Consider the following 14,467-nt stretch of genomic DNA (forward strand, 5'->3'; position numbering starts at 1 on the left):
CCCCCCCCCCCCCCCCGGATCCGGCGGAGGTTCTCGGCCCGCGCCGCGGCGCCGCCGTCGAGGGCCCCGAAGCTCAGCGAGCCCGCCGCTGGCGTGACGCCGCCGTCACGATCGGTGAAGCCGATGCCGACCCCGCGCGCCGGAGCGACGTCGGGACGCTTGAGGAGATCCCACACCGCGCGGGATCAGCCGAGGAAGTCGGGCAGGTCGATGTCGGCCAGATCGTTCTGGGGCTTGCTGGGCGAGGGACCGAAACCGTTGCGCACCTCACTGGGCGACGACGCGCTCGAGGCAGGTGCCGGCTGGGTCCCGGCCTGGGCCGACGGGGCCTGCGCCGGGTTCGCCGGAGCGCCGGGGCCCCACCCGTTGGCCGGCGCCGCCGCGGGCGCCGGCTGCGGGCGGGCGGCCTCGGCCGTCCGGCGGGTGACGCCCTGTTCGCGCTTCGGGGGCTCTCCCCCGTCGAACCCGGCGGCGATGACGGTGACCCGGACCTCGTCGCCCAGCGAGTCGTCGATGATCGTGCCGAAGATGATGTTGGCGTCGTCGGCGGCGGCCTGCTCGATCAGGTCCGCGGCGGCCGAGACCTCGAACAGACCCAGATCGGAGCCGCCGGCGATCGACAGCAGCACCCCATGGGCACCATCGACACTGGCCTCCAGCAGCGGGGAGGAGATGGCCATCTCGGCGGCGATCCGGGCCCGGTCCTCGCCGCGTGCCATGCCGATGCCCATCAGCGCGGAGCCGGCGTTCGCCATCACGGACTTGACATCGGCGAAGTCGAGGTTGATCAGGCCCGGGGTGGTGATCAGGTTGGTGATGCCCGAAACGCCCTGGTAGAGAACGGTGTCGGCCTGGCGGAAGGCATCGAGGATGGCGACCTGCTGGTCGGTCATGTCGAGCAGCTTGTCGTTCGGGATGGTGATGAGGGTGTCGACCTCTTCACGCAGCGTGGCGATGCCGTCGTCGGCCTGGCGGCTGCGCCGCTTGCCCTCGAACTTGAACGGCTTGGTCACCACGCCGATGGTCAGGGCCCCCAGGGCGCGGGCCACGCGGGCCACGACGGGCGCACCGCCCGTGCCGGTGCCACCGCCCTCCCCTGCCGTGACGAACACCATGTCGGCGCCCTTCAGCGCCTCCTCGATCTCGTCGGCGTGGTCCTCGGCGGCCTGCCGGCCCTTGTCGGGATCGGCCCCGGCGCCGAGGCCGCGGGTCAGTTCACGACCGATGTCGAGCTTGACATCGGCGTCGCTCATCAGCAGGGCCTGGGCGTCCGTGTTGATCGCGATGAACTCGACACCCTGGAGCCCGGCCTCCATCATGCGGTTGACGGCATTGACGCCGCCGCCGCCGACACCGACGACCTTGATCACGGCCAAGTAGTTCTGGGATGCACTCGCCACGGGGTTCCCGCCTCGCTTCAGGATATTCGGACTCGCACAGGTTCCCGGTGAGGGAAGGCCCGACACCGCCGGAGGCCGGGGTACCGAACACCGTTCACCTGTCCGAACACTGGGGCAGGCTGCCGCCCCAGGGCTGCTGTTCAGGCTAGGAGGATCGCGACGGCAAAGTCCACAAGCCCCCCGCGACGCGCCGAGAGTCTCAACCTCAACTCTAGGCATGTCTTCCGTTGTGGGACCGCTGACCCGAGCCGACCGGTCACCGGGTCGTCGGGAACGCCGGGGCGGAGACGTCGTACACCTTCGCCCCACCGACCTGCTTGAGCAGTACGTCGAGGACCTGTCCCTTCAGCTGCGGGTCCTCGGGACCACCCCAGACGACCGTACGCCCCTTGTCGAGCTCCAGCGTGACCGCCGCGGGCGAATCGGCACGTACGTCCCGCACCTGGCTGCGGACGGAGGCCGGCAGGGTCGCCATCGTGCGCCCGACGGCGGAGGTGACCGCACTGTCGTCGGCCCGCCCGCCCGCCTGCAGGACGTCCGCGGGCGCGGCCGCCACCTGGGCGTACGCCTGTCCTTCCGCGTCGACCAGCAGGTACGTCCCGTTCACCGGGAAGACGACGACCGGGGTGCGTTCGGTGATCTGCAGGGCGATGGTGTCCGGCCAGGACCGGCTGACGGCGACATCGCGCACCGGGGCCAGGGTCCGGACCCGGGCGGCGATCGCCGCGGTGTCCTGTCGGACCAGCGGGACCCCGCTCGGCACGGCCGCGGCAGTGGTCACCTGGTCGGCGGTGAGCAGCGAGGTGCCCCGGACGACGACGGTCCGGGTCGCGAACACCGGTGACAGGGCCACCACCCAGACCGCCGCCGCGACCAGCACGCTGACCACCAGGGCGACCAGCAGGCGGCGGCGTTGGCGGCGGACGGCCTGTTCCCGACGCAGCCGGATCGGCCCGGTCAGGTCGGCGACCCCCTCCCGCCGGTCCCCACGGGGGGCACGCCCGCCCCGCCCGGCTCGCTCCGGGTGGTCGGCTCGCTCCGGGTGGTCGGCTCGGTCGGAGCCATCGACCCGGTCCGGGTGGTCGTGGTCCGGCCGGGGGGCACGGTCCGGCCTGGGACGCCGGGCCATCAGTGGCTCGTACCCGCCAGGGCGTCGACGACCTGCGGGCCGACGGTGGTGACGTCACCGGCCCCGATGGTGAGCACGATGTCGCCGGGCCGGGCGAGCGCGGCGAGGGTCTCGGCCGCCGCGCGGTGCGAGTGGACGGCATGCACCCGGTCGGCACCGAGCACGGTCGCGGTCACGTCACCGATCAGCGCGGTGGTCACCCCGGGCATCGGCTCTTCGCGAGCCCCGTAGATGTCCATCAGCACGACCTCGTCGGCGGCCGCCAGCGCCCGCCCGAAGGCCGGGGCGAAGTCGCGGGTGCGGGAGTAGAGGTGCGGCTGGAAGCAGGCCACGACCCGGCCCGGTCCGACAGCATCCCGGGCCGCCGCCAGCACGGCGTCGATCTCGGTGGGGTGATGGGCATAGTCGTCCACCACCCGCACCCCGGCGGCCTCACCGACCGGTTCGAACCGGCGATGGGCCCCCCGGAAGTCCGCCAGCGCGGCCGCCGCGGCGTCCGGATCGATCCCCAGGGCGGAGACGGCGACCAGCGCGGCCGCGGCGTTGGTGAGGTTGTGCAGCCCGGGGACGCCGAGCGACACCGGGACCTGCCTGGTGGGCAGCCGGACCGTGCCACGCACGCCGGTCGCGTCATGGCTGACGTCGGTGATCCGGACGTCGGCCGCCTCGGCGGTGCCGTACGTGACGTGCGGGCGGGCGGCCAGGGCGGTGGTGAGGGCGACGCCACCGGGCCCGTCGACGTTCACCACCGCCAGCACACCGGCGCCGGCGGCGAACCGGACGAACCCGTCGGCGTACGCCTCGGGGGTGCCCCAGTTGTCCAGATGGTCGGCCTCGACGTTGGTCACCACACAGATCCGGGCCGGGTACTGCAGGAACGAGCCGTCCGACTCATCCGCCTCGACCACGAACGGGCTGCCCGGGGCCCCGAGCCGGGCGCTCTCCCCCGTCGCGAGGGGGGCGCCGACGACGTAGCCGCCGTCGGTCCCGACCCGGACCAGCACGTGGGCGATCATCGCGGAGGTGGTGGTCTTGCCGTGCGTCCCGCCGACGGCGATGCCCGGGCGGCCCAGCATCAGCGCGGCGAGCGCCGCACTGCGGTGCCACACCCGCAGCCCGCGGTGGCGGGCCTCGGCCAGCTCGGGGTTGTCCTCCCGGACGGCGGAGGAGACGACCACGGTGCGGGCGTCGCCGAGCTGGCGGGCGTCGTGGCCGACGTAGGTCCACACGCCGTGGCCGCGCAGCATCGTGAGATTGGCCGAGTCGGCCCGGTCCGAGCCGGAGACCGCCAGCCCGAGGTCGGCGTAGAGGGCGGCGATGCCGGACATCCCGGCCCCGCCGACCGCGATGAAGTGGACCGGTCCGACCTCGCGGGGGTCGACCAGCTCGACCGGGGTCACCAGGCTCATCGGTGGGCCGCCTCGAGGATCATGTCGCAGAGCAGGTCGGCGGCGTTGCCGGGCAGCATCCCCCGGCCCGCGGACCGCATCCGGGAGAGCCGGTCGGGGTCGGTGACGAGCGGCGCGACGATCTCGACCAGGGCGTCACCGGTGCACCGGGCATCGGGCAGCCGCAGAGCACCGCCGGCGGCGACCAGGGCATCGGCGTTGCGGGCCTGTTCGCCGTTGCCGTGCGGCAGCGGCACGAGCACCGAGGGCAGCCCGACGGCGATCGTCTCCATCACGGTGCCGGCACCGGACCGACCGACCATCAGGTCGGCCACGGCGTACGCCTTCTCCATCGCGTCGACATAGGCGACCGGACGGTACGACGCCCCGGTCGCCTCGTCGACGACGGGGGTCATGCCCTCCCGGAAGTTCTTCGGGCCGAGGACGTGCAGCACCTGGATGCCGCGGGCGATCAGCTCGGGGTAGGCGGCAGCGATGGCGGTGTTGATGCTGCGGGCGCCCTGGGAGCCACCGCTGACCAGCACGGTCGGCAACCCCTCCTCGAGCCCGAACTCGACCCGCGCGCCCGGCGCGACCGCGTCACGGTCCAGCCCGGTGATCTCGGCGCGCAACGGCATGCCGATCACCCGCGCGTGGCGCAGCGGGGTGCCGGGAAAGGTGACGGCGACCCGGTCGGTCAGCCGGCTGGCGACCTTGTTGGCCAGCCCGGGGATGGCGTTCTGCTCATGGACGACGATCGGCACCCGCAGCTCCCGGGCCGCCAGGTAGGCGGGCATCGACACGTAGCCGCCGAAGCCGACCACGACATCGGCGGCGTGGTTCTTCAGGATGTGCCGGGCCTGGTTGACGGCGCGCCGCAGTCGGTACGGGATCTTGGCGAGATCGACGGTGAGCCGGCGCGGGAGCGGGACCGGGTCGATGAGCTCGAGATCGAGACCGGCCGCCGGCACCACCCGGGACTCGAGCCCCTTGGGGGTGCCGATGGCCACCAGCCCCACCCCGGGCTCGCGTTCGCGGAGCCGGTGGGCGGTGGCGATCAGCGGCGAGGTGTGGCCGGCGGTGCCGCCCCCGGCGAGCACGACATTGGTCATCTGGTTCTTCCCGTTCCCTTCTGACGGCGCCCCCCGGGCGTCGTTCCCCCACGGGTCCCGGTGTGTCCCGGGACCCCGTCGACAGTGCCGCGGCCGTCCACCACCGCACTGACCCGACCGATGTTGTGCTGGTGGACCCGGGCCCGGGCCCACCGCTCCCGTTCCGCGATCGCCCCCGGCTCGGCGCGGGCGCACGCCATCAGCAGTCCCACCGCCATCAGCGTAGCCACCACCGCCGACCCGCCGGCCGAGATGAACGGCAGCGGCACGCCCATCACCGGCCAGGTGCGCAGCACCACGGCGATGTTGACGAAGGCCTGGAAGAGGATCCAGCCGGTGGCCCCGGCGGCGAGATAGCGGGTGTACGGGCGGACCGAGCGGCGCATGATCCGTACGCCGGCCCAGCCGAGCAGCGCGAACAGGGCGACGACCGCCAGCGTGCCGAAGAGTCCCAGCTCCTCACCGATCACCGCGAGGATGTAGTCGGTGTGGGCCTCGGGCAGACCACCCCACTTCTGGACGCTGCCCCCCAGACCGTGCCCCCACCAGCCGCCGGAGGCCAGCGCGTACGTCCCCATCATCGCCTGGTAGTTGGCGTCGGTGATGCCCGGCTCGGGGCGCAGGAAGGCGACCAGCCGCATCACCCGATACGGGGTGACGGCGATCAGGATGCCGACGATCACCGCCCCCAGGCCGGCCATGCCGACGAAGATCTTCAGCGGCACCCCGGCGACCCACAGCACGGTGGCGATGATGGCCGCCATCACGACCGACGAGCCCAGGTCACCCTGCAGTGTGGTGAGCGCGATCAGCATCCCCGAGACGAGGAGGTACGGCAGCAGCCGGCGCAGCTGGTCGAGCTCGCGGTCGTGGTCGGCCAGCACCTGGGCACCCCACCACACGATGGCGAGTTTGGCGAACTCGGACGGTTGCCCCTGCACCGGGCCGATCGCCAGCCAGTTGCGGTTGCCGTTCACGGTCATCCCGAAGGAGGTGAAGGTGAGCAGCAGCCCGACGAAGCTGGCCAGCAGGAGCACCATCGAGACGCGACGGACCGGCTCGGGGGGCACCACCGAGACGATCGCGGCGAGCACCACGCCGACGACGATGAAGGCCGCCTGGCGCAGGAAGATCATGTACGAGTTGCCGTCGTAGCGTGTGTACGACAGCACGCTGGACGCCGACAGCACCATCATCGAGCCGAGGAAGAGCAGCAGCGACACGGAGGTGAGCAGCAGTACCTGACTGGCCCGCGGATGATCCAGCCACCCGCGGACCGTGGCCGTGGTGTCCGCCATCCAGCCCCGGGTGTCGTCGGTCAGGCTGCGCGTGTCCAGGGCCATGCCCCATTTCCTCCCGTCGTGGCTGTCGCCGTTCGTGACGGCCCGACGAGCGGTCAGGCCCGGCCCAGTCCCCGCGCCTCGCGGGCGAAGTCGTCGCCGCGGGCCGCGTAGTCCGGCCACATGTCCCTGCTGGCGCACCCCGGAGCCAACAGGACCGTGTCCCCGGGTCGGGCCATCCGCGCGGCGGCGGCCACGACCTGGGCCATGACCCCAGTGTCCGTCGAGTCGAAGACTTCGACCGGGACGTCGGGGGCGTGTCGGCGCAGCGCCCCGGCGATCACCTCCCGGTCGACCCCGAGCAGCACCACGCCCCGGAGCCGGCCGGCGACGCCGGTGACCAGGTCGTCAAACTCGGTGCCCTTGGCCTGGCCGCCGGCGATCCAGACCACCGGGTCGAAGGCCATCAGGGAGGCGTGGGCGGCGTGCGGGTTGGTCGCCTTGGAGTCGTCGACGTAGCGCACGCCTCCGACCTCGGCGACGGTCTGGATCCGGTGTCCGCCCAGGTGCAGGCGGCGCAGCCCGTCGCGGACCGCCGGGGCCGGGACGCCGTACGAACGGGCCAGCGCAGCGGCCGCCAGGGCGTTGGCCACGTTGTGCGGGGCGTACGGCTGCACGTCGGACAGTGAGGCGAGCTCGAGGGCCGAGGTGCGCCGCTGCTCCACGAAGGCCCGGTCGACCAGCAGATCGTCGACGACGCCGAGCATGGACGGGCCCGGGATGCCGAGGGTGAAGCCGATCGCACGCGCCCCCTCGGTGACCTCGGCCTCCTCGACCATCCGTTCGGTCTCGGGGTCGGCGACGTTGTACACGCAGGAGTGGGTGACCCGGGCGTAGATACGGGCCTTGTCGGCGGCGTACTCGGCCATCGACGGGTACCACTCGAGGTGGTCCTGTTCGACGTTGAGGACGGCCGCCGAGTGCATCGCCAGGCTGTTCGACCAGTGCAGCTGGAAGCTGGACAGTTCGACGGCGAGGGCGTCGTACGGCTCGGGGTCGAGCACGGTCTCCATCACCGGCTTGCCGATGTTGCCGCAGGCGACGGCGCGCAGGCCGGCGGCCTGCAGCATCGACTCGAGCATCTGGGTGGTGGTCGTCTTGCCGTTGGTGCCGGTGACGGCCAGCCAGGCCGGGGCGTGCTCCGGGTCCTGGAGTCGCCAGGCGAGCTCCACCTCGCCGTAGATCGGCACCCCGCGCAGCGCCGCTCGGGCCAGCAGCGGGGTGCTCGGCTTCCAGCCGGGGGAGGTGACGACGAGGTCGACGTCCTCGGGCAGGGTGGCGGTGGCGCCGGGTCCGAGCCGGACCTCGGCGCCGAGGACCTCGAGGATCTGGGCGCGCTCGGCGATCTGCTGGTGGTCGGACTCGTCGAGGACGATGACCCGGGCGCCGAACTCCAGCAGGGCGTCGGCGGCGGCGAAGCCGGAGGTGCCCAGGCCGGCCACCACGACCCGGGCCTGCGGCCACGGGGAGAAACGGTCGGCGGTGCCGATCCAGTCGGGCCGTACGCGGTTCACTGGAGTCCCAATCCCGTCACCCATTCACCGTAGAAGATACCGATGCCGAGGGCGACGAAGCATCCGGCGATGATCCAGAAGCGGATCACGATGGTCACTTCCGACCATCCGATCATCTCGAAGTGGTGTTGCAGCGGGGCCATCTTGAAGACCCGCCGACCGGTGCCGGTCCGCCACCGGGTGAACTTGAACCAGCTCGTCTGGATCATCACCGACAGGGTGATGATCACGAACAGTCCGCCGAGGATGACCAGCAGCAGCTCGGTGCGGCTGCAGATCGCCAGCCCGGCGAGAGCGCCGCCGAGCGACAGCGACCCGGAGTCGCCCATGAAGATCTTCGCCGGCTTGGCGTTCCACCACAGGAAGCCGAAACAGGCACCGGCGAGGGCGACCGCCACCACCGCCAGGTCGTGCGGGTTGCGGACGTTGTAGCAGGTCGCCGACGCGGCGCCGCCCCAGGCACAGGACTTGTTGTACTGCCACAGGTTGATCAGCGCGTACGCGGCGAAGACCATCGTCGAGGCCCCGGCGGCCAGCCCGTCGAGCCCGTCGGTGAGGTTGACCGCGTTGGAGGTGCCGAGGATCAACAGCAGGAACCAGATGGCCGCCAGCCACAGCGGCAGGCTGAGCCAGGGGATGTCGCGCAGGAAGGACACGAACGGCGAGGCGGGGGTGACCCCGCGCTCATCGGGGAAGTTGAAGGCGAGGATGCCGAACACCAGGGCCACGGCGGTCTGGCCGGCCAGCTTCTGCCACGGGGTGAGACCCAGCGAACGCTTGTTGGAGATCTTGATCCAGTCGTCGAGGAAGCCGACCAGGCCGGTGCCGACGAAGAGGAACAGCACCAGCAGGGCACTGACCGACGGGGGCTTCCAGGTGACCAGGTGGGCGAGGAAGTAGGCGAGGACGACCGCGATGATGATCACGATGCCACCCATCGTCGGGGTGCCGCGCTTGGTGTGGTGGGAGGTCGGCCCGTCATCACGGATGAACTGGCCGTAGCCCTTCTTCACCAGGACACCGATGGCCGCCCTGGTCCCCAGCAACGTGCCCACCAGGGCCATGGCACCCGCCAGCAGGATGGTCGTCAATGTGCGCCTCCAGTCTCGTCAGCATCCTTCGCCGTGGCTCCACCGGCGGCGGCGCGATCGGACCACGCCGTGGCTCCACCGGCCGCGAGCTCGTCCGCCACGGTCTCCAGGGCCAGGCCGCGGGAGGCCTTCACCAGGACCACGTCCGCAGCCCCGAGAGGCGTCGCGGCCATGGTCAGGGCGAACTTATCAGGTGCCACGGACGCCCTGATCCCAGCGCTCTCCGCCCGTGCCCCGGCGACGATGTCGTCGGCGTACTCGCCGACGGCCACCAGGTCGGTGATGCCGAGCCGCGCGGCGAGGGCACCGATCCGGCGATGTTCCTCCGCCGCGTCGGCGCCAAGCTCGAGCATGTCGCCGATCAGCGCCCAGGTGCGGGCCCGGGGGTCGCGGGTGCGTCGGGCGTCGCCCAGCCGGGCGAGGGTACGCAGGCCGCTGGCCATCGAGTCGGGGTTGGCGTTGTAGCTGTCGTTGAGGATGACCGCACCGTCGGGGCGTTCGTGCAGCTCCATCCGCCAGCGCGACAGCGCATCGGCCGCGCAGAGGGCGTCGGCGATCTGTTCGGCGGCCAGGCCGAGGGCGTACGCCACCGTGGCGGCGGCCAGGGAGTTCGGCACCTGGTGGGCGCCGAGCTGGCGCAGGGTGACCGGGACGGTCGCGGTGACGACCTCGCCCTCCCCCGCCGCGCGGCGGGCCCGGTCCGTACGGTCCTCGATGTGCAGCGTGTAGCGGTGCCGGTCCAGCTCGTCGGCCGCGACGTCGGTCGCCCACACCTGGAGCTCCCCGCCGTCCGCGGGCCGGGCACCGACGGCGAACCGGGCGACGTGACCGCGGGTGCGGGCGGCCATCGCGGTGACCCGCGGGTCGTCCCCGTTGAGGACCGCCCAGCCGTCCTGGTCGAGCGCCTCGACGAGTTCACCCTTGGCCTGCGCGGTCACGTCCTGGGAGCCGAACTCGCCGAGGTGGGCGTGCCCGACGTTGAGGACGACGGCGACGGTGGGCGGGGTGATCGAGCACAGGTAGGCGACGTGGCCGAGGCCCCGGGCACCCATCTCGGTGACGAGGAAGCGGGTGGCGTCGTCGCACCCGGTCGCGGTGAGCGGGGCACCGATCTCGTTGTTGAACGAGCCGAGCGGGGCGACCGTCGGGCCGGCGGTCCGCAACACCTGGGCGATCAGATCCTTGGTGGAGGTCTTGCCGGAGGAGCCGGTGACGCCGACCACCGCCAGGTCGGGGCTGGTGTCGACGACGTGGCGGGCCAGCGCGGCGAGGGCGCGCTGCGGGTCGTCGACGACCAGACAGGGCACCCCGGCATCCTCGACCGGCCGGAGGGTGACGGCGGCGACCGCGCCGGCGAGCGCGGCCCGGGCGACGTAGTCGTGGCCGTCGACCTGCTCGCCGGGGAAGGCGACGAAGAGCGCCCCGGGGGTCGCCTTCCGGGAGTCGATGACCACGTCCGGACCGACGAGGATCCCCTCGACGGCGCCCGGTGCCGCCCCGTCGGGTGGCACGATCCGGGCACCGATCGCGGTGGCGATCTCGGTCAGGGCGCAGGGTTGCACGTCAGTCCTCCAAGGAGCGCCAGGCGGTACGGATGGCCTCGACATCGTCGAACGGGATGACGCGTTCCCCGACGATCTGGCCCTGTTCGTGGCCCTTGCCGAGCACGGCGACGGTGTCGTCGGGCCCGGCGAGCCGCAGTGCGGTGGTGATGGCGTCGGCCCGCTCGCCGCCGTCGAGGACCTCGACCACGTCGGCGTGGCCCGGACGGGCCGCCCCGACGGTCCCGGAGCGGAGTGCCTCGGTGGCGCCGGCCAGGACGGCGGCGCGGATCGCGGTGGGGTCCTCGGAGCGGGGGTTGTCGTCGGTGACGACGACGATGTCGGCCCAGGTGGCGGCCGCCGCCCCCATCGGCCCACGTTTCTCATGGTCCCGGTCGCCGCCGCAGCCGAGGACGGCGATGAGCCGGCCGGTCGAGCGTTCGTCGAGCGCCTCGAGGGCGGAGGAGACCGCCTGGGGGGTGTGGGCGAAGTCGACCACGGCGAGCGGCGCACCGGCCCCGAGGTCGACCGTCTGCATGCGGCCGGGGACCTGGGCGGTGGCGAGGCCGGGCAGCGCGGCGGCCACGTCGACCCCGGTCATCGCCAGCAGGGCGGCGCAGGTGACGGCGTTGCGGGCATTGAACAGGCCGGGCAGGCCGACCTCGATCTCCAGCGGACCGGTGGGCGTACGGACCTCGACCCGCGACCCGCCGGTGGGCAGAGTCACCACGCGGTGGGCGTACCAGTCGGCGGCGGGGTCGGCGAAGCTGGTCGTCCAGACCTTCTCGAGCCGTCCGCGGGACTCCCGGGCCAACCGGGCGCCCCACTCGTCGTCGATGCTGATCACGGCGGTGCGGGTGTGCTCGGGGCGGAAGAGGCTCGCCTTGGCCCGGAAGTAGTCCTCCATCGTGGCGTGGAAGTCGAGGTGGTCGCGGCCCAGGTTGGTGAACGCGGCGACGGCGAACGGCACGGCCTCGACCCGTTCGAAGACCATGGCGTGGGAGGAGACCTCCATCGCCACCGCCTCGGCACCGGCCTCGCACATCATCGCGAGCAGGCCGTGCAGGTCGACCGACTCGGGGGTGGTGATGGTGGTCCGGGAGGCGTCCAGGGAGAGGTCCCCGACCCGGAAGCCCAGGGTGCCGATGGTGCCGGCGGTGTGTCCTGCGGCGGCCAGGCCGGCGGCCAGCAGGACGGCGGTGGTGGTCTTGCCGTTGGTGCCGGTGATGCCGTACATCGCCAGCCGGTCGGCCGGCCGGCCGTAGACCTCGGCGGCCCAGTGGGCCATCACGGTCCGGGGCCGGTCGACAACGACGACCGGCAGTCCTGCGGCCGCCGGGTCGGCCGCTCCGGCCGGGTCGGTGAGCACCGCCAGGGCGCCTCGGTCCAGTGCCGAGGCGGCGAATCGGATGCCGTGGGTACGGGTGCCGGCCAGGGCCACGTACGCGTCGCCGGGGCGGACCTGACGGGAGTCGAGGGTCATCCCGCTGATGGCGACGTCCGGGTCGGCGCCGTGCAGGGTGGCCGGGTGGCCGAGACCGTCGGCCAGCGCGCAGAGCGCGGCCAGCGCGGTGGGTCGGGTGGAGCGGGGACGCAGCGGTCCGGTCGAGAACGGCACAGTCAGACCGTACCCATCCGGGGGCGGCGGAGGCGATCCGACCAGTGGGCGGCAGGGGTGGCCGGGATGTGCTTGCCGATCACGTCGCTCACCAGTCGAGCTTGGCGACGGGCGCCTTGGTGGCCGACGGCAGGACGCCGTAGCGCGGCAGCGCGTACTGCATGATCTCCTTGAACGCGGGGCCGGCGACGGTGGATCCGTAGTGCCCGTTGACCGGGTTGTCCACCACGACGTAGGTGAGGATCTGCGGGTCCTCGGCGGGGGCGGCGCCGATGTAGCCGGCGGTGTAGCCGACGTACTTGCCGGACTTCTCGTCGTAGCGCTGGGCGGTGGCGGTCTTGCCGACCGAGCGGTAGCCGGACAGGGCCATCCCCGACCCGGTGCCGCCGGGGCCGGTGACCGCCTCCATCATCTGGGTGACCATCCGGGAGGCCTGTTCGCTGATCACCCGGCGCGGCTGCGGGCGGTCGACGGCGACCGGCCTGCCGTCGGCGCCGGTGGCCGACTTCACGATCGTCGGGGTGTTGTAGACGCCGCCGTTGAGGATGCCCGCGACCGCGGAGGCGAGCTGCAGACCGGTCACCGACAGACCCTGGCCGAAGGCGACCTGGTCGCGGGAGTAGTCCGGCAGCGTCGTCTTCGGGGCCCAGCCGGACGCCTCGCCGGGCAGCTCGACCCCGGTCCGCTGGCCCAGCCCGAAGCTCTTCAGGTGGTTGACCAGGTCCTCCTTCGGCATCTGCCGGGCCATCTGGACCGTGCCGATGTTGGACGACTGCGCCAGCACGCCGGTCGCGGTGAGCCGCTCGTCGCCGTGGGACTCGGAGTCGGTGATGGTCAGGTCGGCCGACTTGAGCGACGGCGGGACGTACACCTGGGTGTCCGGGGTGATCCAGCCGCCGTCGGCCAGCGCGGCGAAGGTGAGCACCTTCTCCACCGACCCGGGCTCCAGCGAGTCGCTGATCGCCCGGTTGGTCATGTTCTGGGCCTTGGCGTTCTTCAGGTCCGAGGCGTCGAACGACGGGTAGTTGGCCATCGCGAGGATCTCACCGGTCCTGATGTTCATCACGATCGCGTACCCGAAATTCGCCTTGCTGGAGTCCACCACCTTCTTCAGCGACTGCTCGGCGGTCCACTGCAGCTCCGAGTCGAGGGTGAGCTGGTAGCTGGTGCCGTCCTGTGCCGGCGTGATCTCGTTGGTGCCGAGCGGGATCTTCGTGCCCGCCGGGGAGCTCTGGTAGACGGCCACCCCGTCCTTGCCCGCCAGCGACCCGTCCTGGGCGTACTCGAACCCGTAGGCGCCCTTGCGATAGACGCCGTCGTCGTCCTGCTTGAGGACGCCCACGACGTTGGCGGCCACCGAGCCACCGGGATAGGTGCGGATCGAGTTCGTCGAGGTCCAGATCCCGCCGACGTACTGCTTCTTGTCGCCGGCGGCGGCCAGGTCGGCCCGGATCAGGTCGTACGTGTGGGCCGGCACCTGCCGCTTGATCATCGCGTAGCGGGTGTTGGGCCGGGTGAGCGGCTCGAGGTAGTCGGTGGCGGTCCCGCCGAGGTGCTTGGCGAGGATCGCGGCGATGGTGTCGGCGTGGGCGGTGGTGGCCGTCGGGTCGGCGGTGATGTCGACCGCCGGGCTCGACTCGGCCAGCACCTGGCCGTTGCGGTCGGTGATCGTGCCACGGATGGCCGGCAGGGCCTGATTGCGCTTCGCCAGGCTGGCGGCCTGCGCGGCGTACGCCTGCGGGTCGAGCCCCTGGATCTGGACCAGGCGGGCGGCGGAGAACAGGGTGGCGCAGACGATCAGGATGACCAGGCCCTTGATCCTGGCCGGCGTCCGGCCGCGGCCGAGAGGCTTGTGCAGCAGCTCGCCCAGCGAGAAGCGCCGGGTGCCGGCCCGATCGCGATCGCGCTGTCCCGGTCGATTCCCCGGGGCGCGGTGGTGATCGGCACGGTGGTGATCGGCGCCCTGTCGGTCGGTGCGGCGCCGGTCGCCAGGTTGACCGTCGGTGCGGCGCCGGTCGTCCTGCCGCGCGCCGGCCCGACGCCGGTCGACGCCCTGCTGGTGGGCCTCGTGGCGGACCGTCTGCTCGTTTCCGGCGCGCCGGTGGGTCGTCCGGTGTCCGTCCGCCGGACGGCGATCGGCGGCGCTGCCCGTCCGGGAGCCCCCGGAGCGCGACGCCCCGGCGCGGGAGGCCCCGGACGCACGGCCGCGGTTCGCCGCAGCGCGCGACCCGGACTGCGCGGCAGAGCGCGACCCGGACTGCGCGGCAGAGCGCGACCCGGACTGCGCGGCAGAGCGCGACCCGGACTGCGCGGCAGAGCGCGACCCGGACTGCG

General features: G+C 72.6%; 10 protein-coding genes. All 10 read right to left on the reverse strand.

What is annotated here, in order from left to right; all coding sequences use genetic code 11:
* Positions 1 to 185: 185 nt before the first annotated feature.
* On the reverse strand, positions 186 to 1,400 hold the full coding sequence (gene ftsZ, locus VB059_RS11765) for a cell division protein FtsZ (protein ID WP_323422217.1): 1,215 nt from the start codon (positions 1,398 to 1,400) through the stop codon (positions 186 to 188).
* Between the two features lie 256 nt (positions 1,401 to 1,656).
* Entirely contained in the window at positions 1,657 to 2,529 is an 873-nt protein-coding gene (locus tag VB059_RS11770; RefSeq protein WP_323422218.1) for a cell division protein FtsQ/DivIB, read from the reverse strand.
* A complete protein-coding gene (murC, locus tag VB059_RS11775) occupies positions 2,529 to 3,938 on the reverse strand; it encodes a UDP-N-acetylmuramate--L-alanine ligase (protein ID WP_323422219.1) in 1,410 nt (469 codons plus the stop codon). Before murC ends, VB059_RS11770 begins: the two co-directional genes overlap by 1 nt.
* The gene (murG, locus tag VB059_RS11780; RefSeq protein ID WP_323422220.1) at positions 3,935 to 5,029 is read right to left on the reverse strand and encodes an undecaprenyldiphospho-muramoylpentapeptide beta-N-acetylglucosaminyltransferase; all 1,095 of its coding nucleotides are present in this window, start codon (positions 5,027 to 5,029) and stop codon (positions 3,935 to 3,937) included. Before murG ends, murC begins: the two co-directional genes overlap by 4 nt.
* Complete coding sequence (gene ftsW, locus VB059_RS11785) at positions 5,026 to 6,372, reverse strand: putative lipid II flippase FtsW (protein ID WP_323422221.1); 1,347 nt, start codon at positions 6,370 to 6,372, stop codon at positions 5,026 to 5,028. The genes murG and ftsW overlap by 4 nt, the downstream gene beginning before the upstream one ends.
* A gap of 53 nt (positions 6,373 to 6,425) precedes the next feature.
* Positions 6,426 to 7,883 carry a UDP-N-acetylmuramoyl-L-alanine--D-glutamate ligase gene (gene murD, locus VB059_RS11790; protein WP_416339554.1) on the reverse strand — a complete coding sequence of 486 codons (1,458 nt, stop codon included), beginning with the start codon at positions 7,881 to 7,883 and terminating at the stop codon, positions 6,426 to 6,428.
* Entirely contained in the window at positions 7,880 to 8,974 is a 1,095-nt protein-coding gene (gene mraY / locus VB059_RS11795; RefSeq protein ID WP_323422222.1) for a phospho-N-acetylmuramoyl-pentapeptide-transferase, read from the reverse strand. Before mraY ends, murD begins: the two co-directional genes overlap by 4 nt.
* Entirely contained in the window at positions 8,971 to 10,536 is a 1,566-nt protein-coding gene (locus tag VB059_RS11800) for a UDP-N-acetylmuramoyl-tripeptide--D-alanyl-D-alanine ligase (protein WP_323422223.1), read from the reverse strand. Before VB059_RS11800 ends, mraY begins: the two co-directional genes overlap by 4 nt.
* Position 10,537: 1 nt before the next feature.
* Positions 10,538 to 12,064: a UDP-N-acetylmuramoyl-L-alanyl-D-glutamate--2,6-diaminopimelate ligase gene (locus VB059_RS11805; RefSeq protein WP_416339556.1), complete on the reverse strand. Its 1,527-nt coding sequence runs from the start codon at positions 12,062 to 12,064 to the stop codon at positions 10,538 to 10,540.
* A 157-nt stretch (positions 12,065 to 12,221) separates the two neighbouring features.
* A partial coding sequence (locus VB059_RS11810; RefSeq protein ID WP_416339555.1) for a penicillin-binding transpeptidase domain-containing protein occupies positions 12,222 to 14,467 on the reverse strand: 2,246 nt, incomplete at its 5' end.

This window comes from Raineyella sp. (genome assembly GCF_034933565.1).
Classification (GTDB): domain Bacteria; phylum Actinomycetota; class Actinomycetes; order Propionibacteriales; family Propionibacteriaceae; genus Raineyella.

Excerpts from the sequence above, each read along its gene's own strand:
- murG (WP_323422220.1), bottom strand. The coding sequence starts at position 5,029 with ATGACCAATGTCGTGCTCGCCGGGGGCGGCACCGCCGGCCACACCTCG.
- murC (WP_323422219.1), bottom strand. The coding sequence starts at position 3,938 with ATGAGCCTGGTGACCCCGGTCGAGCTGGTCGACCCCCGCGAGGTCGGA.
- ftsW (WP_323422221.1), bottom strand. The coding sequence starts at position 6,372 with ATGGCCCTGGACACGCGCAGCCTGACCGACGACACCCGGGGCTGGATG.
- VB059_RS11770 (WP_323422218.1), bottom strand. The coding sequence starts at position 2,529 with ATGGCCCGGCGTCCCAGGCCGGACCGTGCCCCCCGGCCGGACCACGAC.